The sequence below is a fragment of the Bathymodiolus platifrons methanotrophic gill symbiont genome (assembly GCF_002189065.1).
GTDB lineage: Bacteria > Pseudomonadota > Gammaproteobacteria > Methylococcales > Methylomonadaceae > Methyloprofundus.
Genome location: NZ_BDMN01000076.1, coordinates 14,240 through 35,262 on the forward strand (window position 1 = coordinate 14,240; position 21,023 = coordinate 35,262).

Annotated in this window: 24 protein-coding genes and 1 pseudogene; 21 read left to right on the forward strand and 4 right to left on the reverse strand. The window is 41.5% G+C overall.

Going from position 1 to position 21,023, the window contains the following annotated elements; genetic code table 11:
• Positions 1-218: 218 nt before the first annotated feature.
• The 8 genes from CDZ78_RS04905 to rpoS all read left to right on the forward strand — a co-directional run bounded on the left by CDZ78_RS04905 (position 219) and on the right by rpoS (position 7,612).
• Entirely contained in the window at positions 219-1,538 is a 1,320-nt protein-coding gene (locus tag CDZ78_RS04905; protein WP_087868985.1) for an MFS transporter, read from the forward strand.
• 639 nt (positions 1,539-2,177) lie between these two features.
• Positions 2,178-2,294, forward strand: coding sequence for an ArsR/SmtB family transcription factor (locus tag CDZ78_RS04910; protein ID WP_307190458.1), 117 nt, complete (start codon positions 2,178-2,180; stop codon positions 2,292-2,294).
• A 203-nt stretch (positions 2,295-2,497) separates the two neighbouring features.
• Positions 2,498-2,725 (forward strand): ArsR family transcriptional regulator, encoded by a 228-nt coding sequence (locus CDZ78_RS04915; RefSeq protein ID WP_087868988.1) that lies wholly within the window; start codon positions 2,498-2,500, stop codon positions 2,723-2,725.
• 69 nt (positions 2,726-2,794) lie between these two features.
• Positions 2,795-3,802: an ArsJ-associated glyceraldehyde-3-phosphate dehydrogenase gene (locus tag CDZ78_RS04920; protein ID WP_087868989.1), complete on the forward strand. Its 1,008-nt coding sequence runs from the start codon at positions 2,795-2,797 to the stop codon at positions 3,800-3,802.
• On the forward strand, positions 3,792-5,027 hold the full coding sequence (gene arsJ / locus CDZ78_RS04925) for an organoarsenical effux MFS transporter ArsJ (RefSeq protein ID WP_087868990.1): 1,236 nt from the start codon (positions 3,792-3,794) through the stop codon (positions 5,025-5,027). The genes CDZ78_RS04920 and arsJ overlap by 11 nt, the downstream gene beginning before the upstream one ends.
• A gap of 149 nt (positions 5,028-5,176) precedes the next feature.
• Positions 5,177-5,668 (forward strand): DnaJ domain-containing protein, encoded by a 492-nt coding sequence (locus CDZ78_RS04930; protein ID WP_087868992.1) that lies wholly within the window; start codon positions 5,177-5,179, stop codon positions 5,666-5,668.
• Positions 5,669-5,877: 209 nt separating this feature from the next.
• Positions 5,878-6,582, forward strand: a complete 705-nt coding sequence (locus CDZ78_RS04935; protein ID WP_087868994.1) for a peptidoglycan DD-metalloendopeptidase family protein — start codon at positions 5,878-5,880, stop codon at positions 6,580-6,582.
• A 61-nt stretch (positions 6,583-6,643) separates the two neighbouring features.
• Positions 6,644-7,612: an RNA polymerase sigma factor RpoS gene (rpoS, locus tag CDZ78_RS04940; protein ID WP_087869013.1), complete on the forward strand. Its 969-nt coding sequence runs from the start codon at positions 6,644-6,646 to the stop codon at positions 7,610-7,612.
• Positions 7,613-7,696: 84 nt separating this feature from the next.
• Here rpoS and CDZ78_RS04945 read toward each other — a convergent pair whose 3' ends face one another.
• Positions 7,697-8,290, reverse strand: coding sequence for a Maf family protein (locus tag CDZ78_RS04945; protein WP_087868996.1), 594 nt, complete (start codon positions 8,288-8,290; stop codon positions 7,697-7,699).
• 49 nt (positions 8,291-8,339) lie between these two features.
• Between CDZ78_RS04945 and CDZ78_RS04950 the strand changes: the two genes are divergently transcribed.
• The 13 genes from CDZ78_RS04950 (at position 8,340) to CDZ78_RS05010 (ending at position 18,535) form a co-directional block, all read left to right on the forward strand.
• On the forward strand, positions 8,340-8,861 hold the full coding sequence (locus tag CDZ78_RS04950) for a YceD family protein (protein ID WP_147883547.1): 522 nt from the start codon (positions 8,340-8,342) through the stop codon (positions 8,859-8,861).
• Positions 8,861-9,040: a 50S ribosomal protein L32 gene (rpmF, locus tag CDZ78_RS04955; protein WP_087868998.1), complete on the forward strand. Its 180-nt coding sequence runs from the start codon at positions 8,861-8,863 to the stop codon at positions 9,038-9,040. Before CDZ78_RS04950 ends, rpmF begins: the two co-directional genes overlap by 1 nt.
• A gap of 110 nt (positions 9,041-9,150) precedes the next feature.
• Positions 9,151-10,179 (forward strand): phosphate acyltransferase PlsX, encoded by a 1,029-nt coding sequence (gene plsX / locus CDZ78_RS04960; protein WP_263459183.1) that lies wholly within the window; start codon positions 9,151-9,153, stop codon positions 10,177-10,179.
• Positions 10,176-11,138: a beta-ketoacyl-ACP synthase III gene (locus CDZ78_RS04965; protein WP_087869001.1), complete on the forward strand. Its 963-nt coding sequence runs from the start codon at positions 10,176-10,178 to the stop codon at positions 11,136-11,138. The genes plsX and CDZ78_RS04965 overlap by 4 nt, the downstream gene beginning before the upstream one ends.
• Before the next feature lie 7 nt (positions 11,139-11,145).
• On the forward strand, positions 11,146-12,099 hold the full coding sequence (gene fabD / locus CDZ78_RS04970) for an ACP S-malonyltransferase (protein ID WP_087869002.1): 954 nt from the start codon (positions 11,146-11,148) through the stop codon (positions 12,097-12,099).
• Positions 12,092-12,820, forward strand: coding sequence for a 3-oxoacyl-ACP reductase FabG (gene fabG / locus CDZ78_RS04975; protein WP_087869004.1), 729 nt, complete (start codon positions 12,092-12,094; stop codon positions 12,818-12,820). The genes fabD and fabG overlap by 8 nt, the downstream gene beginning before the upstream one ends.
• A gap of 128 nt (positions 12,821-12,948) precedes the next feature.
• Positions 12,949-13,179 carry an acyl carrier protein gene (gene acpP / locus CDZ78_RS04980; RefSeq protein WP_087869005.1) on the forward strand — a complete coding sequence of 77 codons (231 nt, stop codon included), beginning with the start codon at positions 12,949-12,951 and terminating at the stop codon, positions 13,177-13,179.
• A gap of 90 nt (positions 13,180-13,269) precedes the next feature.
• On the forward strand, positions 13,270-14,514 hold the full coding sequence (gene fabF, locus CDZ78_RS04985) for a beta-ketoacyl-ACP synthase II (protein WP_087869006.1): 1,245 nt from the start codon (positions 13,270-13,272) through the stop codon (positions 14,512-14,514).
• A 16-nt stretch (positions 14,515-14,530) separates the two neighbouring features.
• A complete protein-coding gene (gene pabC / locus CDZ78_RS04990; protein ID WP_087869007.1) occupies positions 14,531-15,349 on the forward strand; it encodes an aminodeoxychorismate lyase in 819 nt (272 codons plus the stop codon).
• A 2-nt stretch (positions 15,350-15,351) separates the two neighbouring features.
• Positions 15,352-16,362 (forward strand): endolytic transglycosylase MltG, encoded by a 1,011-nt coding sequence (mltG, locus tag CDZ78_RS04995; protein ID WP_087869008.1) that lies wholly within the window; start codon positions 15,352-15,354, stop codon positions 16,360-16,362.
• A complete protein-coding gene (gene tmk / locus CDZ78_RS05000) occupies positions 16,359-16,985 on the forward strand; it encodes a dTMP kinase (protein ID WP_087869009.1) in 627 nt (208 codons plus the stop codon). The genes mltG and tmk overlap by 4 nt, the downstream gene beginning before the upstream one ends.
• The gene (locus CDZ78_RS05005) at positions 16,978-17,961 is read left to right on the forward strand and encodes a DNA polymerase III subunit delta' (RefSeq protein ID WP_087869010.1); all 984 of its coding nucleotides are present in this window, start codon (positions 16,978-16,980) and stop codon (positions 17,959-17,961) included. Before tmk ends, CDZ78_RS05005 begins: the two co-directional genes overlap by 8 nt.
• A gap of 172 nt (positions 17,962-18,133) precedes the next feature.
• Complete coding sequence (locus CDZ78_RS05010; RefSeq protein WP_244559159.1) at positions 18,134-18,535, forward strand: PilZ domain-containing protein; 402 nt, start codon at positions 18,134-18,136, stop codon at positions 18,533-18,535.
• A gap of 490 nt (positions 18,536-19,025) precedes the next feature.
• Here the strand turns inward: CDZ78_RS05010 and cas2 are convergent, their stop codons facing one another.
• From cas2 to cas4, 3 genes and pseudogenes are all read right to left on the reverse strand, one after another.
• Positions 19,026-19,316, reverse strand: a complete 291-nt coding sequence (gene cas2, locus CDZ78_RS05015; protein WP_087869012.1) for a CRISPR-associated endonuclease Cas2 — start codon at positions 19,314-19,316, stop codon at positions 19,026-19,028.
• A gap of 9 nt (positions 19,317-19,325) precedes the next feature.
• Positions 19,326-20,337: pseudogene (gene cas1c, locus CDZ78_RS05020) on the reverse strand (type I-C CRISPR-associated endonuclease Cas1c).
• A 13-nt stretch (positions 20,338-20,350) separates the two neighbouring features.
• Positions 20,351-21,023 (reverse strand): CRISPR-associated protein Cas4 (gene cas4 / locus CDZ78_RS05025; protein ID WP_307190457.1); only part of this gene is annotated, 673 nt, incomplete at its 5' end.

The window sequence follows — 21,023 nt, forward strand, 5'->3', positions numbered from 1 at the left end:
GCCTATATTTCCTGAATCCCTTTGGGTGATATGGGTAGCAATTACAGAAAACCAAGGCAAAAATTAAGATGTTAGGATAGGGCGTGGCTTTAGCCCGCCTTCATCGGAATGGCGGGCTAAAGCCACGCCCTACAGGTATCCCCCCTTAGTTTAAACCTCATGTCGATTATATTTATTTAGTTTCTTTTTATTATTTTTATTTTTTTGGAGATATTTTTATGCATGAACTTGATGGCGTTACTAGCGGCCAGCAAACCAAAAGTCTAGCGGTTAGTACCATTGCTTTTACGATATGTTTTGCTGTCTGGACGATTTTTTCCATTATCGGGATTAAAATCAAACAAAATCTGGGACTAACCGACACCGAATTTGGTTTACTGGTTGCGACACCTATTTTAACCGGCTCATTAAGCCGTATCTTTTTGGGGATCTGGACTGATCAGTTCGGCGGCCGGATCGTCTATTTTGTATTGATGCTGGCTACCTCTGTATCGGTATATTTATTATCCATGGTATCGACTTATCCTATGTATCTGTTAGCTGCATTAGGTGTAGGTCTAGCTGGGGGCTCTTTTGCCGTAGGTATCTCCTATGTTTCTCGTTGGTATGATGCAGGTCATCAGGGAACGGCATTAGGTATCTTTGGTATGGGGAATGTCGGAGCTGCGGTGACCAACTTTGGTGCTCCTTTTCTACTGATTGCCTATGGCTGGGAAAATGTTGCCAAGATTTATGCGGTGGTTTTATTTGTGATGGCGATTATTTTCTGGTTGACCACACAAGAAGATCCTTTTACCAAAGCACGTAAAGAGAAGGGTGAAAAAGTAAGGCCTGCATTAATGCAATTAGAACCCTTAAAGCATCTAAGGGTCTGGCGTTTTGCAGCGTATTATTTCTTTGTCTTCGGAGCCTATGTTGCTCTGGCTTTGTGGTTGCCACGTTATTATATGGGTGTATATGATTTAGAGATTGCCACAGCGGGTATGCTGGCAGCCTGTTATGCACTACCCGGTAGTATCTTTCGTGCCTTAGGTGGGTGGATGTCAGATAAAATCGGCGCGCGTAGAGTAATGTATGTTACTTTTCTGGGCTGTTTAACAATCCTGTTTTTTCTTTCCTATCCTTCTACAGAGTACACCATCCATGGCATAAACGGCCCGATTAACTTTAGCCTTGAAATTGGCATAGTGCCTTTTGTTATTTTGACAGTTTTTCTAGGTTTCTTTATGTCTTTGGGTAAGGCGGCTGTGTATAAACATATTCCGGTTTACTACCCTGATCATGTGGGTGCCGTTGGTGGTTTGGTCGGTATGATTGGTGGTTTAGGCGGGTTTATTTTACCGATCTGCTTCGGTTTTATGAATGATGTTATCGGTGTCTGGACTAGCTGTTTTATGCTACTTTTTGTTATTGTTGGCATTTCTGTTATCTGGATGCATATTTCTATCGTGTTATCGGATAGAAAACAGCACCCTGAGTTGAAAGCCGCTAAGTCTTTACCTGAAATGATGCATGGGTTAGATGAAAATTACCCTTAGAGGCAAATTTAGTTTATCTGATTAATTCTGGAGGGGCATTGAAAGCGAGGAAGGTTTTATCGTGAAATCTTCCTGTTATCAATGCCCACCGGGGTAACTATTGGGTATTTTACCTAAGGGTGAAATCGGTAATTTTCTGTTGCGTTGTGCAAAGATGATAGGTGCATTTCAAATGCAGTTACTATTATCTTTTGATCACCCTTAGCATGGCCCGGTCCAGCTGGTAGCGCTGTTCTATTCTTTAAGAATATCAAATAAGCTAGGCTTGCCTGGTTTATCCCATGATTTGCTGAACAAAGCTTTAGTATTCAATTCATTCCTTCTGTAGCGAAAAACGCCTTGTTCAGGGTAGTTTTAAATCTCCGTTAGTAACACTACTGCATAAATTCTAGTCTGTGTTAATGGGCTAATGGGCTGAAATACAGTGCGATTCTTTTTCTTAGCAACTAGACAAAATAAAACCCGAATTTTTTTGTAGCCCGTATGGAACTTGCAGAATACGGGGAGTGAGCGCGCTATTTTTCCTGTATTTCGCAAGCCCCATAGAGGGAACGCGGACTTTCGGATGTTATTAAATCCGTTTTATTTATAGGCGGGCCTATATTTGCTTATATGCGTATAAGCAAATATAATTTATCCATGAATCCTGAAAGTTTAGCTAATCTTTTTAAGGCGCTCTCCGAGCCCACCCGGGTAAGAATATTGGTTTTATTGCTAAACAAAGGCGAGTTATGTGTCTGTGATTTAGTGGACTGAAGTTTCCCAATTATTGAGTAGCTGAAATACACAATGCTGGTGTATCGAGGTTTATTTTAGGTGGTTTTGCCATGTTTATAGCAAACCCCTACTTAATTCCCCTTAGGCAATAGCATTTGAAACGAATGAAAAGACTATTTTTTTCATATAGTTGTAGCATAGTTTCAATTTTACCATAAATAATTATTGGGAAACTTCAGTTAGTGGATACTCTGGCTTTATCGCAAAGCGTTATCTCGCGACATCTGGCTTATTTACGTAATAACGATATTGTTGTTGCCAGGCGAGAGGGCGTATGGATGTATTATCAATTAAGTAATTATGCGCAGTCAGAGTTAATGCCACTATTTAATTTTATCCAGAACAGTAGTGCCAATAGTAAGAAGGTGCAAGCTGATCTTGCTAATGTTAGTAAGGTAAATAGTTGTTAGGTTCATTGGGCGCAAGGTGTGACTACAGTTCTTTTGTAAGTTTTTTTGTATATACGTGAAGAGGGTATTATGACTGTTAAAGTAGGGATTAATGGTTTTGGCCGTATGGGAAGGTTAGCGTTTCGGGCGGCATGGGATTGGCCTGAATTTGAGATTGTACATGTCAATGAAATAGCCGGTGATGCAGCCAGCGCTGCACACCTATTAAAATTTGATTCAGTCCATGGGCGTTGGCAGTATGATGTGGAAAGTGACAAAAAAGGGCTGGTTATTAATGGGCGGTCGATTAGCTATTCGCAGAATATAGAGATTGCAGAGACGGCATGGCAGGATTTAGGCGTAGATATTGTAATTGAATGTACGGGGAAGTTTAAATCCAAAGATGCGTTAGCGCCTTATTTGCAACAAGGTGTTAAAAAAGTAGTGGTTTCTGCGCCGGTTAAAGATGGCGCTTTAAATATTGTGATGGGAGTTAATGACCATCTTTATGACCCAGATATACATCATATTGTTACTGCAGCCTCCTGTACTACCAACTGTATTGCGCCAGTTGTTAAAGTGATTCATGAAAACTTTGTTATTAAACATGGTGCAATTACAACGATTCACGATATAACCAATACCCAAAGTATACTCGATGAATATCATTCCGACCTGCGCCGATCTAGAGCAAGTGGTTTGTCTTTAATTCCGACTAGTACGGGTTCGGCAACGGCGATTACTGAAATATTTCCTGAATTAAAAGGTAAGCTGAATGGCATTGCTGTTCGCGTGCCTTTAGCTAATGCATCTTTAACCGACTGTGTTTTTGAAGTAGAGCAAGCTGTAACGATTGAAATGGTGAATGCGGCATTGGAAGTCGCTGCAAACGGTGAATTAAGCGGTATTCTAGGGTATGAAACAAGACCTTTGGTATCGGCTGATTATACTAATGATACTCACTCCAGTACTGTGGATGGGCTGTCAACGATGGTGGTTGATGGAACCCAGGTTAAAATACTGGCCTGGTATGACAATGAAATAGCTTATGTTCACCGCATGATGGAGTTATGCAAAAAGATTGCTAATGCTCTTTAACGGTAAGCTGATAAATAATTCTGCGCAGCAATATATGCTGGTTACTGCTAGTTACTGGGCGTTTACCTTGACCGATGGTGCGCTTAGGATGCTGGTTATCCTGTATTTTCATCAATTAGGTTATAGTCCGCTGGAAGTGGCGAGCTTATTTTTGTTGTATGAATTTTGTGGGGTCATTACTAACCTGGTTGGTGGCTGGCTTGCAGCGCATATGGGTTTGAATGCAACTCTACACTACGGTCTGGTATTGCAAGTCCTGGCCTTGTGTATGCTATTGGTTAAACCAGAATATCTTAGTGTGATTTATGTCATGCTTGCACAGGCCGTATCAGGTATTGCTAAAGATCTGAATAAAATGAGCGCAAAAAGTAGTATTAAGTTATTGCTGCCTAGCCATGCTCAGGGCAAGTTGTATCAATGGGTGGCATTATTAACAGGCTCAAAAAACACCCTGAAAGGTGTTGGTTTTTTTCTGGGTGCTATGCTGCTGACAATGGTCGGCTTTAGAGGGGCTGTTGCTCTGATGGCTGTCTGTTTGTTGTTAGTGTTACTATTAAGCTATTTAATGTTGCAAAAAGATTTGGGTAAAACAGCTTACAAACCTAAGTTTACCGATATCTTTTCCAAAAGTTCAGCAGTTAATTATTTATCAGCTGCACGTTTCTTTTTATTTGGTTCGCGTGATATCTGGTTTGTTATTGCATTACCTGTATATCTTCAGGCTCAGTTACACTGGGACTATATGCAAGTGGGTGCTTTATTAGCTACCTGGGTGATAGCTTATGGTTTTGTGCAGTCTGTAGCGCCTCTAATAACTGGAATTCAGCGAGGTAAGATCCCTGACGGGCGAACAGCTATGGTTTGGGCAATATTATTAGCTTTTTCGCCTATTACTATTGCCTGGTTTCTGTATCAAGGCTGGCAGCCGGATACTGTGTTGATCGTTGGGTTGATAGGTTTTGGGGTGATATTTGCCATTAATTCAGCAGTTCATTCTTATCTTATTGTTGCCTACGCCAGAGAAGAGGGCGTGTCTCTGGATATTGGTTTTTACTATATGGCTAATGCACTGGGCCGCCTGGTCGGCACTCTATTATCGGGCTGGGTTTATCAATTATCAGGTTTAATAGCTTGTCTTATCGTTTCAGCAGCTTTTATTATTACCACCAGTATTATTTCAATAGCATTACCCAAGCAGCAGTCAGTGTTGCCAATACAGAATTAAGAAATATTTTTATTTTCTTACTGTTACTATGCTGGCGTTTTATGCGGGTACTAACAAATTTATTTATTCCTGTTTCTGATTATTATGTAGTATCCTTTGCTCAAGATTCTACTAGCCTACAGGCGATAAGGAATACAAAAGGATAAGTTTTGATTAGAGTTTATGTATTAGTTTTTATTATTGCTGCCTTTTTTTGGTTTAAAGTTTTTTTGCAGAAATCAGCTGATGAGCGTAAGCAGTATATTAAAATAAGTACTTTGTATGGAGTTGCACTGGCTTTTCTGCTTTTAGCGGTAATGGGGCGTTTAAACTGGATTATTGCGGCTTTTACTGTGCTTATTGCGTTTGTGTCGCGTTTTCTGCCTATCGCTTTGCGCTATGCTCCTCAGTTGCAGCGTTTGTGGCAGCTATATCGGTCGGGAGGAGGATATGCAGCAGAAAAGCCGGGAAATGTCCCTCGTGCAGGGGTTATGACGATGGAGGAGGCATATAAGGTTTTAGGTGTGAGTGTCTCTGCATCACGTCAGGACATTATTGACGCTCACCGTAAGTTAATGTTGAAAAATCATCCTGATCGGGGTGGTTCTAGCTATCTTGCTGCACAAATAAATCGGGCTAAAGACATGTTGCTAAATAAATAGTCTGGTGAAGTGTCGTTATTTTTTTCTATATGGACTTAAGCAACGAGAATTCAATAATACCCGAGCCTGGCTTGCCTTTTGGGCAGGCTGCGGCACTAGAAAAACAGTTGCGTAGCCAGCTATGCGCCTGTTTTCCTTGCACAGCTGTGCACCCAAAATCCTGCGTCATACTTTCGGGTATTATTAAACCCTCCTCCCTAAGTGTATACATGAGACTGACATATAGAGCTATTATATTTGTCATAATTGTCCTGTGTGTGGCAGGGTGTGCAAGCACTCAATCTAAAGCCCCTGTTCAGCCCCATAAGCGTGATTTAACTAAAGGCTCTTATTACGTAGTTAAAAAAGGGGATACTTTGTATGCCATTGGCTTTAGATCCGGGCATGGATATAAGCGCCTTGCTGCATGGAATAAGATTCGTCCTCCCTATAAAGTCTATCAAGGACAAAAGCTAAAATTATTTCGTGGAACTAAGCCCAGAAAAACCCAAAAAAAGAAGAAATCAAATAAAAAAAGATCAAGTATTTCAATAAATAACAAAAAGGTGTTAAGGTTGTACTGGCAGTGGCCGGTGCGCGGTAAGTTATTAAGAAGCTTTTATCAGACGGGTAATAAAGGCATTGATATTTCAGGCCGTGTAGGCCGAAAGGTTAGAGCGGCAGCAACAGGTATCGTGGTTTATAGTGGAAGCGGCTTAGTTGGTTATGGCAAGCTGTTAATTATTAAGCATAACTATTTGTATTTAAGTGCCTATGCACATAATCGTCGCTTATTAGTCAAGGAAGGGCAGAAGGTTAAAAAGGGGCAGGTGGTCGCAGAGGTGGGGATTGGGGTAAATGCTAAACCTGCTTTGCATTTTGAGATTCGAAAGAATGGTAAATCTGTTAACCCTATCAATTATTTACCTAAATAATTATTTGTGACAGGGTTAAAAGTACTAGAGAAAGTAGGGGTTAGTAATGACGGAAGAATTAATGAACACTACAAGCAGAGATATGTCTGATTCTGAAGCGCTGGACTTAGGAAGTTCTGGTAGTGTGGGCAGTGATATTGCAGCGAGTGATGAGGGTTTAGTTGACTCAGTACCGGAAGTGCAAGAGAAAAAAGATATCACCTTTGATGCAACAAAGTTTTATCTTAGTGAATTGAGTCGTTCGATTTTATTAACTGCAGAAGAAGAAAAGTTATACGGGACGCAAGCTATTCAGGGAGATCAAAAAGCACGCCAGATTATGATTGAAAGTAATTTGCGTCTAGTGGTAAAAATAGCACGTCGTTATTTAAATCGTGGTTTACCTTTGCTGGATTTGATTGAAGAGGGAAATCTGGGTTTAATCCGTGCAGTTGAGAAATTTGACCCTGAACTGGGTTTTCGTTTTTCAACTTATGCTACCTGGTGGATAAGGCAAACGATTGAGCGTGCAATTATGAATCAAACACGCACCATAAGATTGCCTATTCATGTGCTTAAGGAAATGGGGATATATTTAAAAGCGCAACGGCATTTGCTGCAGACGCTGGGGACTGAGCCGAGTGCAGCAGATATTGCTGAGTATTTAGATAAGCCAGTCAAGCTGGTGCAAAAAATGCTTAAATTAAATGAGCGTGTAACATCAATGGATGCGCCGGCTCCTTTTGATTCAGAGCGGTCGCTGGTAGGCTCTATTTCAGATGAAAGCGCTACAGGCTTATTAGAGCAGGTACATGAAGACGGAATTAAGGATAATATCAAGCTATGGTTGATGAAGTTATCCCAAAAACAGGCTGAAGTGATTTGTCGTCGTTATGGTCTATGTGGTTATGAAAATGCTACGCTAGAGGTTGTTGCCAGCGAGCTGGGTGTTACGCGCGAAAGAGTACGCCAAATACAGATGGATGGGTTAAAAAGGCTTAAGGAAATAATTGAAGTGGATGGGTATTCGCTGGAAGGGATTTTACAGTAAGCAGTGAAGCAAGGTGCGCTTTAGGTAGCTGGGTAGCAGGTAATCAACTGGTTCCATGCGCTTCTTGATCAAATGAAAATCAGTTTAATTTTTTTCCAATAGCTTAATATTAAATTCCTCGAGTAAACTAATAAGTTTAATTAATGGGAGGCCAATCAGTGCATTTGGGTCGTCACCTTCAATGCGCTTGAACAGGGCGATCCCTAGACCTTCAGATTTAAAGCTACCAGCGTAATCATAAGGTTGTTCAAGGTCAATGTAATTTTTTATTTGTTGATTGCTAAGGTTTTTAAAATACACTGTACAAATATCAAGATCACTTTTGAGTTCATTTGTAGCGCTATTAAGTATGCAAACACTGGTGTAAAATTTTACTTCTGTACCAGAGGATAGTTGTAATTGTCTGATTGCATTGTTTCTGTTGCCGGGTTTTGATAGCTGTGTCTGCTTATGCATGGCAACTTGATCTGAAGCTATAATTAGGTGTTTAGGGTAGGTATTTGCAAGTGCGCGAGATTTTTCTTCAGCTAAGCGTAATGCTAATTGGCTGGGTGTTTCGTTAGCTTTTGCTGTCTCATTAATGTCAGGATGAGCGCTAATAAAGTTTAAGTGTAATTTATCTAGTAGCGTTTTTCGGTAGGTAGAGCTGGATGCCAAGACTAGGTTGTTGGTTTTCATCAGAATTCAATTGACAGAAGGTGATAATTCCGGCTATTATTGCACAGTTATGTTAGATCAATTACCTGAATTTATAGACCCCGTTGTCTTTACTGAGCGTCAGAGCCGCCTACAAGGTCGTCTAGGTCTGCAGCGTCTAGAGCGCCTTTCCGATATTCTTTTTAATGAAGAGGGAGAGTTAAAAATAGACTTGCAGTTTTATAAGCAAGGTAAAGTTCCTGTTATAGAAGGGCGAATTGAAGGTGAAATCACTTTAACCTGTCAAAGCTGTATGGAAGCACTCTCCTGGTCTGTGGATAAAGCAGTCAGTATAGGGATGGTGCAAACAATTGAGCAAGCTGATCGTCTTGCCGGAGACCTTGAACCAATGATGGTTTCAGAGCAAAAGATGTCGTTGCCAGGGTTTATTGAGGATGAAGTAATTATTTCTCTGCCGGACTTTCCTAAGCATGCGCATGAATGTTTGCAATATGAGTCGCCTATAAAGCCTGCTGAGCCTAGGAAAATAAAACAAGAATCTGACAACCCTTTTGCTGTTTTAGCTACACTTAAAAATACTGGAGACCAATAATGGCCGTACAAAAAAGTAAAGTAACTCGTTCTAGACGTGGTCAGCGTCGTTCGCACGATTCATTAACTGCGAAAACTTTATCGCAAGACCCAACAACAGGTGAAACTCATTTACGTCATCATATGACGCCTGATGGTTACTTTAAAGGTCGTCAGATAGTTGAAACTAGTGATGACTAAGAACTAGTTAGTTGTGCAAGAATGTTTTGTATAATACTTAGTTTAATCAGTTTTGAAAGCCGGGCTTTATGTCCGGCTTTTTTATAATAAAGCCTGGAGTTTTTGTTACCGTGAGTTTAATAATTTCAATTGATGCCATGGGTGGTGATTATGGTCCTGACTCGACTGTTCCTGCTTCGCTGGACTGCTTGCGGAATAATCTTGAATTGCAGCTTATTCTGGTAGGTAATGAGCAGATACTGGCGCCACTGCTTGAGCAGGCTTTAGTTGAATTTAAAGGGCGATTGTCAATTCAGCATGCATCACAGTGTGTGGCAATGGATGAGTCACCGGCAAAGGCACTGAAAAACAAAAAAGACTCGTCTATGCGCGTAGCCATTAATCTGGTGCGTGAGGGTAAGGCTGATGCCTGTGTCAGTGCTGGTAATACAGGCGCGTTAATGGCAACGGCAAGATTTGTTTTGAAAATGATTCCCGGGATAGATAGGCCTGCTATTATGTCTTCTATGCCTTCTGTTTTTGGCCATACTCATGTGCTGGATTTAGGTGCGAATGTAGACAGTTCTGCAGAAAGTCTGTTTCAATTCGCCGTGATGGGGGCTGAAGTTGTAAAAGCGCTGGAAAATATTACCGAGCCTAAAGTTGGATTGCTCAATATTGGTGAGGAAGAAACCAAAGGCAATGAGCAAGTCAAAGCAGCCGCAAAATTATTGGAAAATTCAGACCTTAATTATATCGGCTATGTGGAAGGAAATTCACTGAACGCGGGTGACGAAAAAGTTGACTTGATTGTTTGTGATGGTTTTGTGGGTAATATCGCGCTTAAATCAATTGAGGGTGCTGCGAAAATGATTACTTCAGTCATGAAAGAATCATTTGGTCAGAATCCATTGACTAAACTAGCCGCACTAATTTCTTATCCGGTATTAAAGGCGATAAAAAATCGTATTGACCCCAGGCTACATAATGGCGCCAGCTTTCTAGGCTTGAAAGGTTTGGTGATAAAAAGTCATGGCGGTGCTGATGCATTAGCTTTTAAGACGGCGATTCAGGTGGCTGAAGTTGAAGTTGAAAAAAATGTGATCCAAAAAATTAGTGAGCAAGTTGAGCTCGCTTTAAGCAGGAGAGAAAGCACATGACAGCCTATGCAAAAGTAATTGGTACTGGAGGGTATTTACCCGCCGAAATAAAAACCAATGAGGATATTTCGCGTACAGTCGATACCTCGGATAGCTGGATTTTTGAGCGTACTGGCATCAAGAGTCGACGTATTGCAGCCAAAGAAGAGACTGCTTCAAGTATGGCAGAAATAGCAGCTAGACAGGCGATTGACATGGCAGATATTGAGCCTAAAGATATCGATTTGATTATTGTTGCTACCGGTACGCCAGATAATATTTACCCAAGCACAGGGTGTATGTTACAGCACCGCTTAGGTATTAAAGAGTGTGTGGCTTTTGATATACAGGCCGCTTGTTCAGGTTCAATTTTTGGCCTGGATATGGCTAATCAATATATTAAATCAGGTGCCGCTAAGACAGTATTGGTTGTTGGTACGGAGATTTGTTCACGTATTGTTGACTGGACTGATCGAGGTACCTGTATTTTATTTGGTGATGGTGCAGGAGCAGTGTTATTGCAAGCTGCTGATGAAGCCGGGATTCTGTCGACGCATATTCATTCGGACGGCCGGTTTGAGGATTTATTAAATTGTCCTAATCCGCAGGCTCTGGGGAAAGCTGAAACGACTGCTTATATTTCCATGAAGGGCAATGAAGTATTTAAAGTGGCAGTCAATACGTTAGGTCGTATTGTCGATGAAACACTGACTGCTAATAATATGCAAAAAGAAGATATAGACTGGCTAGTACCACATCAGGCGAATAGTCGTATTATTGCTGCGACGGCTAAAAAATTAAAAATGTCTATGGATCGTGTGGTACTAACTTTAGAAAATCAAGGTAATACCTCTTCGGCTTCTGTCTTGCTGGCTTTTAATGAAGCCGTCAGAGATGGTCGTATACAGCGTGGGCATGTGGTTTTATTAGAAGCATTTGGTGCAGGCTTTACCTGGGGTTCTGCGCTTATCAAGTTTTAGGATTTTTATGAGTACACAAAACAATCAATTAGCCTTCGTTTTTCCGGGGCAGGGGTCACAATCAGTTGGCATGTTAACTGAAATGGCTGAATCTTTTCCTGATGTTAAAGATACATTTGCGCAGGCATCTGAGGTCTTAGAGTTAGATTTATGGGCGTTAGTAACTGACGGGCCAGCTGAAGACTTAAATCAAACACAGAATACCCAGCCTGCCATGTTAGCGGCGGGGGTGGCGTTATGGAAAGTCTGGTGTGCGCAGTCTGAAGTTCGTCCTGCTTATATGGCGGGGCATAGTCTAGGTGAATATACGGCATTAGTTTGTTCAGGAGTATTGAGTTTTGCAGATGCCATTGCTTTAGTTGCTGCAAGAGGCCGCTTTATGCAAGAAGCAGTTCCTGATGGAGTGGGGGCAATGGCGGCAGTGTTAGGGCTGACTGATGAGCAGGTTATTCAAGTTTGTACTGATGCCGCGCAGGGTGACGTCTGTTCTGCCGTTAATTTTAATTCTCCTGGACAGGTAGTGATTGCTGGGAATAGCGCAGCCATTGATCGAGCAATGGTCGCGGCCAAAGAAGCGGGTGCTAAACGTGCATTAAAGTTACCGGTAAGTGTGCCGTCTCATTGTGCATTAATGCAGCCAGCAGCTGATAAATTATATACCAAAATGCAGGATATGCACTTTGCGCAAGCCGATGTTACTTTATTGCATAATGTTGATGTAACTGAACATAAGGATGCTGAGGGTATTCGTCAGGCATTAAAGCAACAATTATTTATGCCTGTGCGCTGGGTTGATACGGTTAATGCTATTGCCGGGGCCGGAGTAACAACGATTGCAGAGCTGGGGCCTGGTAAAGTGTTGATGGGTCTAAATAAAGGTATTGTTAAAATGGTAGATCATTTTACTGTTAATAATCCTGATACTTTAACTAAATTATTGGAGCATTATCCTAATGACTAAAAAAGTCGCTTTAGTAACCGGTGCGAGCCGTGGAATTGGTCGTGCCATTGCAGAAAAATTAGTTGCTGATGGTTGTTTTGTGATTGGTACAGCAACCTCTGATGGTGGTGCCGATGCTATTTCTGCATATTTGGCAGAGAATGGTAAAGGCATGAAGTTGAATGTGTCGGATGCGGAGTCAATTGCTGAAGTTATAAAAAATATTGCTGATGAGTATGGCGCACCGGCAATATTAGTCAATAATGCGGGTATTACGCGAGATAACTTATTGATGCGTATGAAAGATGCTGAGTGGGACGATATTATTAATACCAACTTAACCTCAGTGTTTAGAATGAGTAAGGCGGTGTTAAGAGGAATGATGAAAGCCCGGTCTGGACGTATCATTAATATTTCTTCAGTCGTTGGGACCACCGGAAATGCGGGGCAGGCAAATTATGCTGCAGCAAAAGCGGGTATGGTCGGCTTTGCAAAGTCCATGGCAAAAGAAGTGGGTTCGCGTGGAATTACCGTGAATACGGTGGCGCCAGGATTTATTGATACTGATATGACGCGTGAATTGTCAGACGATATTAAAAAAGGTTTATTGGCAGGAATTCCACTGGCTCGCTTAGGTGATGCGCAGGAAATAGCCAATGCTGTTGCATTTTTAGCATCTGAGGGTGCTAGCTATATTACTGGCGAAACATTGCATGTCAATGGCGGTATGTTTATGGCTTAAAATTATGCCACAAACATACTTTTCAAGTATAATTGCACGGCTTATAGAAAATACTTATAAGTCGAACCAGATTAATAATAATAGTGATGTTGTATCATTGAAATCAGCATCCATTAAGGAAAAATAATATGAGTAGCATTGAAGAACGTGTAAAAAAGATTGTCGCTGAGCAGCTAGGTGTTAAAGAAGATATTGCTAATGATGCATCATTAGTCGATGATCTAGGCGCTGATTCACTTGATACAGTAGAATTAGTTATGGCTTTAGAAGAAGAATTCGAATGTGAAATTCCTGATGATGATGCTGAAAAAATCACGACTGTACAACAAGCTATAGACTACGTAAACACTAACGGCTAATACTTTAGTCTGTTATGACTTAATGGGTGATTACATATTGCCCATTAATATCTCTCTCCCTTTCTTTTTATCCATTTCAGGTAACCTCCATTGAGTACACGTCGCGTTGTTATTACAGGGCTAGGCGCAATTACGCCTCTTGCTAACACTGTTTCTGAAACATGGGATGGCATTATTAACGGAAAAAGTGGCATTAGCCCAATTGATTCCTTTGATATATATCCTTTTGCCACGACTTTTGGTGGTGTGATCAGAAATTTCGATATCAGTGAATATATTCCAGCCAAAGATGCCAAACGTATGGATGGTTTTATCCATTATGGTATTGCCGCAGGTTGTCAGGCAATTGAAGATTCGGGAATAGAAGTAACAGAAGAGAATGCAGAGCGAATCGGTGTTGCGATTGGCGCGGGTATTGGCGGTGTAACAGGCATTGAAGAGTGTTATGCTACTTATGCAAAAAGCGGCCCAAGACGTATCTCACCATTCTTTGTACCCGGAAATATTATTAATATGATTTCTGGTAACCTGTCCATTAAATATGGTTTAAAAGGTCCAAATTTTGCCATTGTGACTGCTTGTACTACAGGAACACATAATATCGGTGATGCTTCCCGCTTGATTAAATATGGTGATGCGGATGTGATGGTTGCAGGTGGCGCAGAACGTTGTACAACATCGCCCACTGCGATGGGAGGCTTTGCTTCGGCTAGAGCACTTTCGCGACGTAACGATGATCCACAGGCAGCAAGTCGTCCCTGGGATAAAGACCGTGATGGCTTTGTTTTAAGTGATGGCGCGGGTGTTGTGGTTCTGGAAGAACTGGAGCATGCTAAAGCCCGTGGTGCTAAAATTTATGCTGAAGTGGTCGGTTATGGTATGAGCGGAGATGCCTATCATATGACTACACCATCAGTTGGCGGTGAAGGCGCGGCGCGTTGTATGAAAAATGCTATGCGTGATGCAGGTTTGAATGCATCAGATGTGGATTATATTAATGCCCACGGCACTTCGACACCGGCGGGTGACCTGGGTGAAACGCAAGCAATGAAAGCAGCATTAGGTGATCATGCTTATAAAGTAGCCATTAGCTCCACAAAATCAATGATTGGTCATTTATTGGGTGCTGCCGGTGGAGTGGAAGCAGTACTCAGTGCCCTAACTATTAAAAATCAGATTGCCCCACCTACGATTAATCTTGAAAATCAAGATCCTGAGTGTGATCTTGATTTTGTGCCAAATACGGCACGTGAAATGAAAATTGATATCGCTATTTCAAGTTCATTCGGTTTTGGTGGCACTAACGGCTCACTTGTTTTTAAACGTTACGAATAGATAACCCTGGTTTGCTATGATATTAATCAATGGCGAACACACAAATACATTAGATATTACAGACCGTGGCCTGCATTATGGTGATGGTCTGTTTGAAACTATCGAAGTAATACATCAGAAACCTGTTTTTTTAACGCAGCATTTAGCGCGTTTAAAAGCGGGCTGTCAGGTGTTGAAAATTCCTTATCCAGACGAAACTCTCCTACTGGATGAAATTAAACAAGTAAGCAACACAGGCGAGCACGGTGTTATTAAATTAATGCTAACTCGTGGCTCAGGTGGGCGAGGTTATCGTCAGCCTGACTTGCTTAGTCCTACCCGCATTATTGCTTTACACCCCTTTCCAGATTATCCCGAAAACTTCAAAACCGAAGGTGTTTTAACTCGTTTTTGTACTGCTCGTTTAGGTTTAAATCCAATGCTAGCTGGTTTAAAGCATAACAATCGACTGGAGCAAGTGTTAGCCCGCTCTGAATGGCAAGATGAGTATCAGGAAGGGTTGATGCTGAATCTGAATGAGCATGTTATTGAAGGCACAATGAGCAATTTATTTGTCGTGAAAGAGCAAAAAATCTATACGCCTGAAATTACGTTATCGGGGATAAAAGGTGTGATGCGTCAGATTATTATAAAAATTTCCAGGCAAAACAATTTGCCGCTGCAAGAAACAGTATTAAACCGGGATTTTGTTCAGCAGGCAGATGAGTTATTTGTCAGTAATTCAGTGATTGGAATCTGGCCTATCAAAGCATTAGAAAATAAAACCTATTCTGTTGGTCCGCTAACGCAAAAAATAATGCTTTATCTAGCCGATTATAAAGCGAGAAACAATTAATCATGATTTTACGCATCTTTGCAGTCGTATTACTAGGCTTGAGCGCTACTGTTGCCTGGGTGTGGCAGGATTATCAGAAGTTTATTGCGCAACCGATTGTAGTACAGCAAGCGGTCATTTTTGATATAGCAAAAGGTAGCTCATTTAAAAGTATAGTCCAGCAACTAGATGATCAGGTCAGTTTTCAGAGCCCTGATATAGATAGGCTTTGGTTTAAAATACTGGCACGTCAGCAAGGTTTAATTAATCAATTAAAGGCAGGCGAATATGAGTTGCCGGTGGGTATGACCCCTAAAGAGTTTCTGCTTTTAGTGAGTAGCGGAGTCACACGGCAGCATAGTATTACCTTCCCGGAAGGCTGGACCTTTAAACAATTAAGGCAAGCTTTAGTTGCAGATAAAAACCTCAAAGCCATTTTATCTGAATTAAGTGACGCAGAAATTTTACACAAGATAGGTAGTGATTATACGCACCCTGAAGGGCTATTTTTTCCTGATACCTATCGGTTTGAAAAGCATACGACAGATTTTGCTATTTTGCTGCAAGCCTATCAGAAAATGCAGCAGGTACTAACCGAGCAATGGGAAAATAAACAACAGGATTTACCATTAAAAACCGCTTATGAAGCTTTAATACTGGCATCTATCGTTGAAAAAGAAACCGGTGTTATTGTTGAACGGCCAACGATTGCAGGTGTTTTTACCCGAAGACTGAATAAAGGCATGCGCCTGCAAACGGACCCAACTGTGATTTATGGTATGGGAGATAATTATCAAGGGAATATACGCAAAAAAGATTTACAGACCTTAACTGCTTATAACACTTACCTGATTAATGGCTTACCGCCAACTCCTATTGCCATGCCAGGTGCAGAGGCGATTAATGCTGTTTTACATCCTGCTAAGGGTAATAGTCTTTATTTTGTGGCTAATGGTGAGGGAGGACATGTTTTTTCGGCGACATTGTTAGAGCATAATAGAGCGGTAAATATCTATCAGAGGAAGCGTAAATAATGTCAGCAAGGTTTATTACCCTGGAAGGTGGTGAAGGGGTCGGTAAAACGACTAATATTGCCTATATTCAATCTTTACTTAAGAGTGAAAATATTCCGCTTGTCCTAACTCGTGAGCCGGGTGGGACAGCATTAGCAGAAAATATACGCCAGTTATTACTGGATAAAGAGCAGGAAGCAATTGCCGAACAGACAGAATTATTAATGATGTTTGCTGCACGGGCGCAACATATCAAACATGTTATAAAACCAGCCTTAGATAGAGGCGACTGGGTGTTATGTGATCGCTTTACTGATGCGACCTATGCCTATCAGGGTGGTGGCAGAAATATGGATTTATCCACTATTCAATGGCTAGAGAACTTCGTTCAGGCCGATTTACGTCCTGATTTAACCTTATTGCTGGATGCTCCTATAGAGCTTGGTATGCAAAGAGCACAGCAGCGCGGTAAACTGGATCGCTTTGAATCAGAGAAAATGGCTTTTTTTGACAAAGTGAGGCAGGCCTATTTAAGCATTGCCGAACAACAGCCTAAGCGAGTAAAAATTGTGGATGCTACGCAAAGTCTGGACAATGTGCAGAGTCAGATTAAGCAAATATTAAGCCCGTTTATCCATGAGTGACTTGATTTACCCCTGGCACAAACCCTATTGGCAGCACTTGGCTGCTTATGTCGAGCAGCAACGCATTCCGCAAGCGCTCTTGATGAATGGTGTTGCTGGACTAGGAAAACAAGATCTGGCAATGCAGTTTGCACAATATTTGACCTGTCTGGATAAGCAGGAAAAATCTTATTGTGGACATTGTGCCAGCTGTAAGTTGTTTGTAGCTGGCACGCACCCAGATTTTACCTTGTTACAGCCAGCAGAGCCAGGCAAAGTAATTGGTGTTGACATGATCAGGCAGCTTATAGCTAAACTAGTCTTAAAGCCTCAATATAGTGCTTATCGTGTGGTTATTATTACGCCGGCAGAGCAGATGAATATAAATTCTGCCAATGCTTTTCTTAAGTGCCTGGAGGAGCCACCAGAGCGTACTGTTTTTCTTTTGCTGACAGAGCGCAGTCAGACTTTGCCTGCGACTATTAGAAGTCGATGTCAAAAAATGTTAATAACAGCGCCGGATATTGATAATGCCGTGCTTTGGTTGCAGAGCCAAGGTGTTAATGAGCAGCAGAAGTTGTTACTGCATTTAGCGCAAGGTGCGCCAATTAAGGCTTTAGCCTATGCGCAGGATAATGTGCTGGAGCAACGTAACGGCTGCTTTGATGACTGGGAAAAGGTTGCTCAGGGGCAAGTCTGCCCGGTTCAGCTAGCCGAAAAGTGGCATAAACTTCCAGCGGGGCAGCTAGTGCAGTGGCTAGTTAGCTGGACTGAGGATGTTATTAAGTGCTATTTTCAGGCGGAAAAAACGCTATTACTTAATGAAGATTTAGACCAGCACTTACGTGGTCTGGCAAAGCGCTTGGACTTAAATAGATTATTTGATTTTTATGGTCTATTATTAAAAGATACTTATAGAATAAACAGGCAACTTAATAAGCAACTTTTATTTGAAGAGATGTTAATTATTTGGTCGCAAGCAACCATAAATAAATAAAATGGCTGAATCATCCGCACGGCAAGGGATTTTATCTCTGGCTATTAAAGAACTGAAGTTTCCCAATTATTGAGTAGCTGAAATACACAATGCTGGTGTATCGAGGTTTATTTTAGGTGGTTTTGCCATGTTTATAGCAAACCCCTACTTAATTCCCCTTAGGCAATAGCATTTGAAACGAATGAAAAGACTATTTTTTTCATATAGTTGTAGCATAGTTTCAATAAGTTTCAATTTTACCATAAATAATTATTGGGAAACTTCAGTTAAAGAAAAACATGCGCTTTATACCGCTTATATGCCGTTTGTTGAAAATGGTGGTTTATTTATTCCAACAAATCGTGATTATAAGATGGGGCAAGAAGTGTTTATGTTGCTCAACTTAATGGAAGAGACTGAGCGCTTACCTATTGCAGGGAAGGTAATCTGGGTAACGCCTGCGGGGGCGCAAGGCTACCGAACGACGGGAATCGGAGTTCAGTTTAGTGATCAGGATGGGGGGAAGGCGAGAAATAAAATTGAAACCTACCTGGCTGGCTCGTTAGATTCCGAGCGCTCTACGCATACTATGTAAATCATGTATGTCCGCGTATGCCGGAATAACGTAGCGTTTTCCGGCATATATCGTCATTCCGTGCTCTATCCAAAGCATGTGAGTGGTGGAAAACGCTACGCTATTCCACCCTACACGGGGCTGTAATCTTATTAAACTTTTCATAGTAGTAGGGTAGGGATCGCGTACCTTTCAGTGCTAGGTATGCGATCCCTACCCAATGGTTGCCCAGCAGTTAAGCTGAGAGATACGCGACAGCGCTGATATATTCGAGGGCCATTTCTTGTTTCAATCCGCTCCCAGCGGTTAAGCTGGGAGATACCGCTTGGCGGTAGGTCTATGATAATAAAAAGAAAAAAGCCTAGGTAACGCGAAACAGCAGAAAATATTTCTAAGCTTCGTGCTATTTAACAGAACCTTTGATAGTTTTATTAATAATTTCATAGTATTAGATAGGGCGCGAAAGAATGATGTTTTGACCATCACTTGAGGTTCGCGCTGTTATTTAAGATTAGATAATAAGAGTATTCTCAAAATCAATCGCGGTTATTTTACCAATTTCTTCACGATTATTCTCTAAAGGTTCAATAATTTTGTAAATTCGTAAACTATCTTCTGCGGGTTCAATGACGTTTAATAACTTGCTGCGTAAAGCGGATAACTCCATTTCGTTGACCTGACACTCAAACACTGAGTATTGCACTCGTTGTCCATAGTTTAAACAAACTTTAGCAACACGATGCAGACGACTCCGGCCTTCGCGGGTTAAGGTATTTACATCATAGGTGACTAAAACCATCATAGTATTTTCCTAACGCACTAAAAACGGAACATAAGCTTCTATATCACCGCGCAAATAACGCGCTAATAATCGTGCTTGAATCTGAGCCAATAAACCTATCGGTACACTCTGCTCTAATACTGGGTGATTGATTTCTTCTTTTTTACGCTCTTGATAAGCTCCAATCACTATTTTTCTGCCCTCGTCATTTAACAATACACTGCCGCCATCACGCTTATCAAAATGTTTGGTTTTTAATTGACCTCTATTAATCAGCTTTAAGGCTAAACGGTCACACAGCGGAGCGCGAAATTCTTCTTGTAAATCCAGTGCCAGGGAAGGTCGTCCAGGGCGTGGAACATGTAAAAACCCTAATTGTGGGTCAAGCCCGACACTCTCAAGTGCACTACGACAATCATTGAGCATTAATGCATACAAAAAAGAAATTAACGCATTAAAAGGGTCTCGTGGTGGCCTGCGGTTACGCCCACTAAATTTAAAATCGTCTCGTGAGCTTTCCCGGACTAGTAATAATAAAACTGAAAAATAACTACGTGCTGCATCGCCTTCAAAACCTCGGATACTGTCAATATTATCGGCGGTTTCCAATTTTTTTAGTGTGCCAGCAAGCAGTTGATTGATTTTATTAAGACGTTTTTTCTCTTCTTCTTGTTTACTTTCGCGCATGGCGCGCATCAATATCTGGCGGCTGTTATGAATTTTTCCGGCAATAAAATAGCGGCTTATCTGCACTGCGAAATTGTGTCTGGCGTAGTAGAATATTACCGCTAACCGGGCTTTCCAGACGACATTGAAAACGCCCCGAACGGTCTAACCAGATAACAGTGCGTCCATCTTTAGCGCAGCGAGCCAATAAGGCAGGGCTTAGCATGACATTTTCAAATAGCACAAAGCTATACAGGTGATGCAGTGGGACTTGCATACGTTTCTGCTTTTCTATCATAATACAAACCGTTTCGCCTTCAAGCCGTAAGTAGGCTTCAGGGGTGGTGACATAGAGTGTGTTGAGTAAATTTTTCATATTCCCTAAGTTTTTAATAGTCTGTGTCAAACAGATGATCGGCGAGGTGTTTGATCGAGGCGTTAGCCTGTAATAATTCAGGCTCGCATAAGCTGTTTAATGAGCATTGTTCACAGCGTTTTTTATCAGGGGTAACAGGTGGGGGAATCGCTTGTGCTAGTAGTTTTTTAACTGCGTCAATGGTGTCGAATAGTTGCTGACGTAGTATAGCTGAGAGTGAGACTTCACGACGGCGGCGTGATTTTATGTGATAGATAGCGGCGGTTTGAATATCTAGCTGCAGCATTTCTTCCAGACAGAGTGCTTGTGCGGCCACTTGTAAATCATCATTCAGCCATTGTTTACGCCTACCGAGTTTGTATTCAATAGGAAAAACCGAACCGTCCGGATGGAATTCCACCACATCACAGCGCCCTGTTAAGTCATGTTCGTCCGACCAGACAGGTAAGGCAAATTCAACGCGAACCCCGTTTTTTATTTCATGCTGTAATTGGTCAACACGCTCATGTTCTTCTGTGCCACTTTGGGTATGGATATTGTCTTTAAATTCACTTTCTGCATAAATTAAATAACAACGGCGCGGACAGTAGGCGTATTGGTTGAGGGCGGACAGGGGGATAGGATGATCAGTCATGGTATCCGTAAAATTATTTTTCTGAAAATCTATAGGGTGTATAACTTTACAG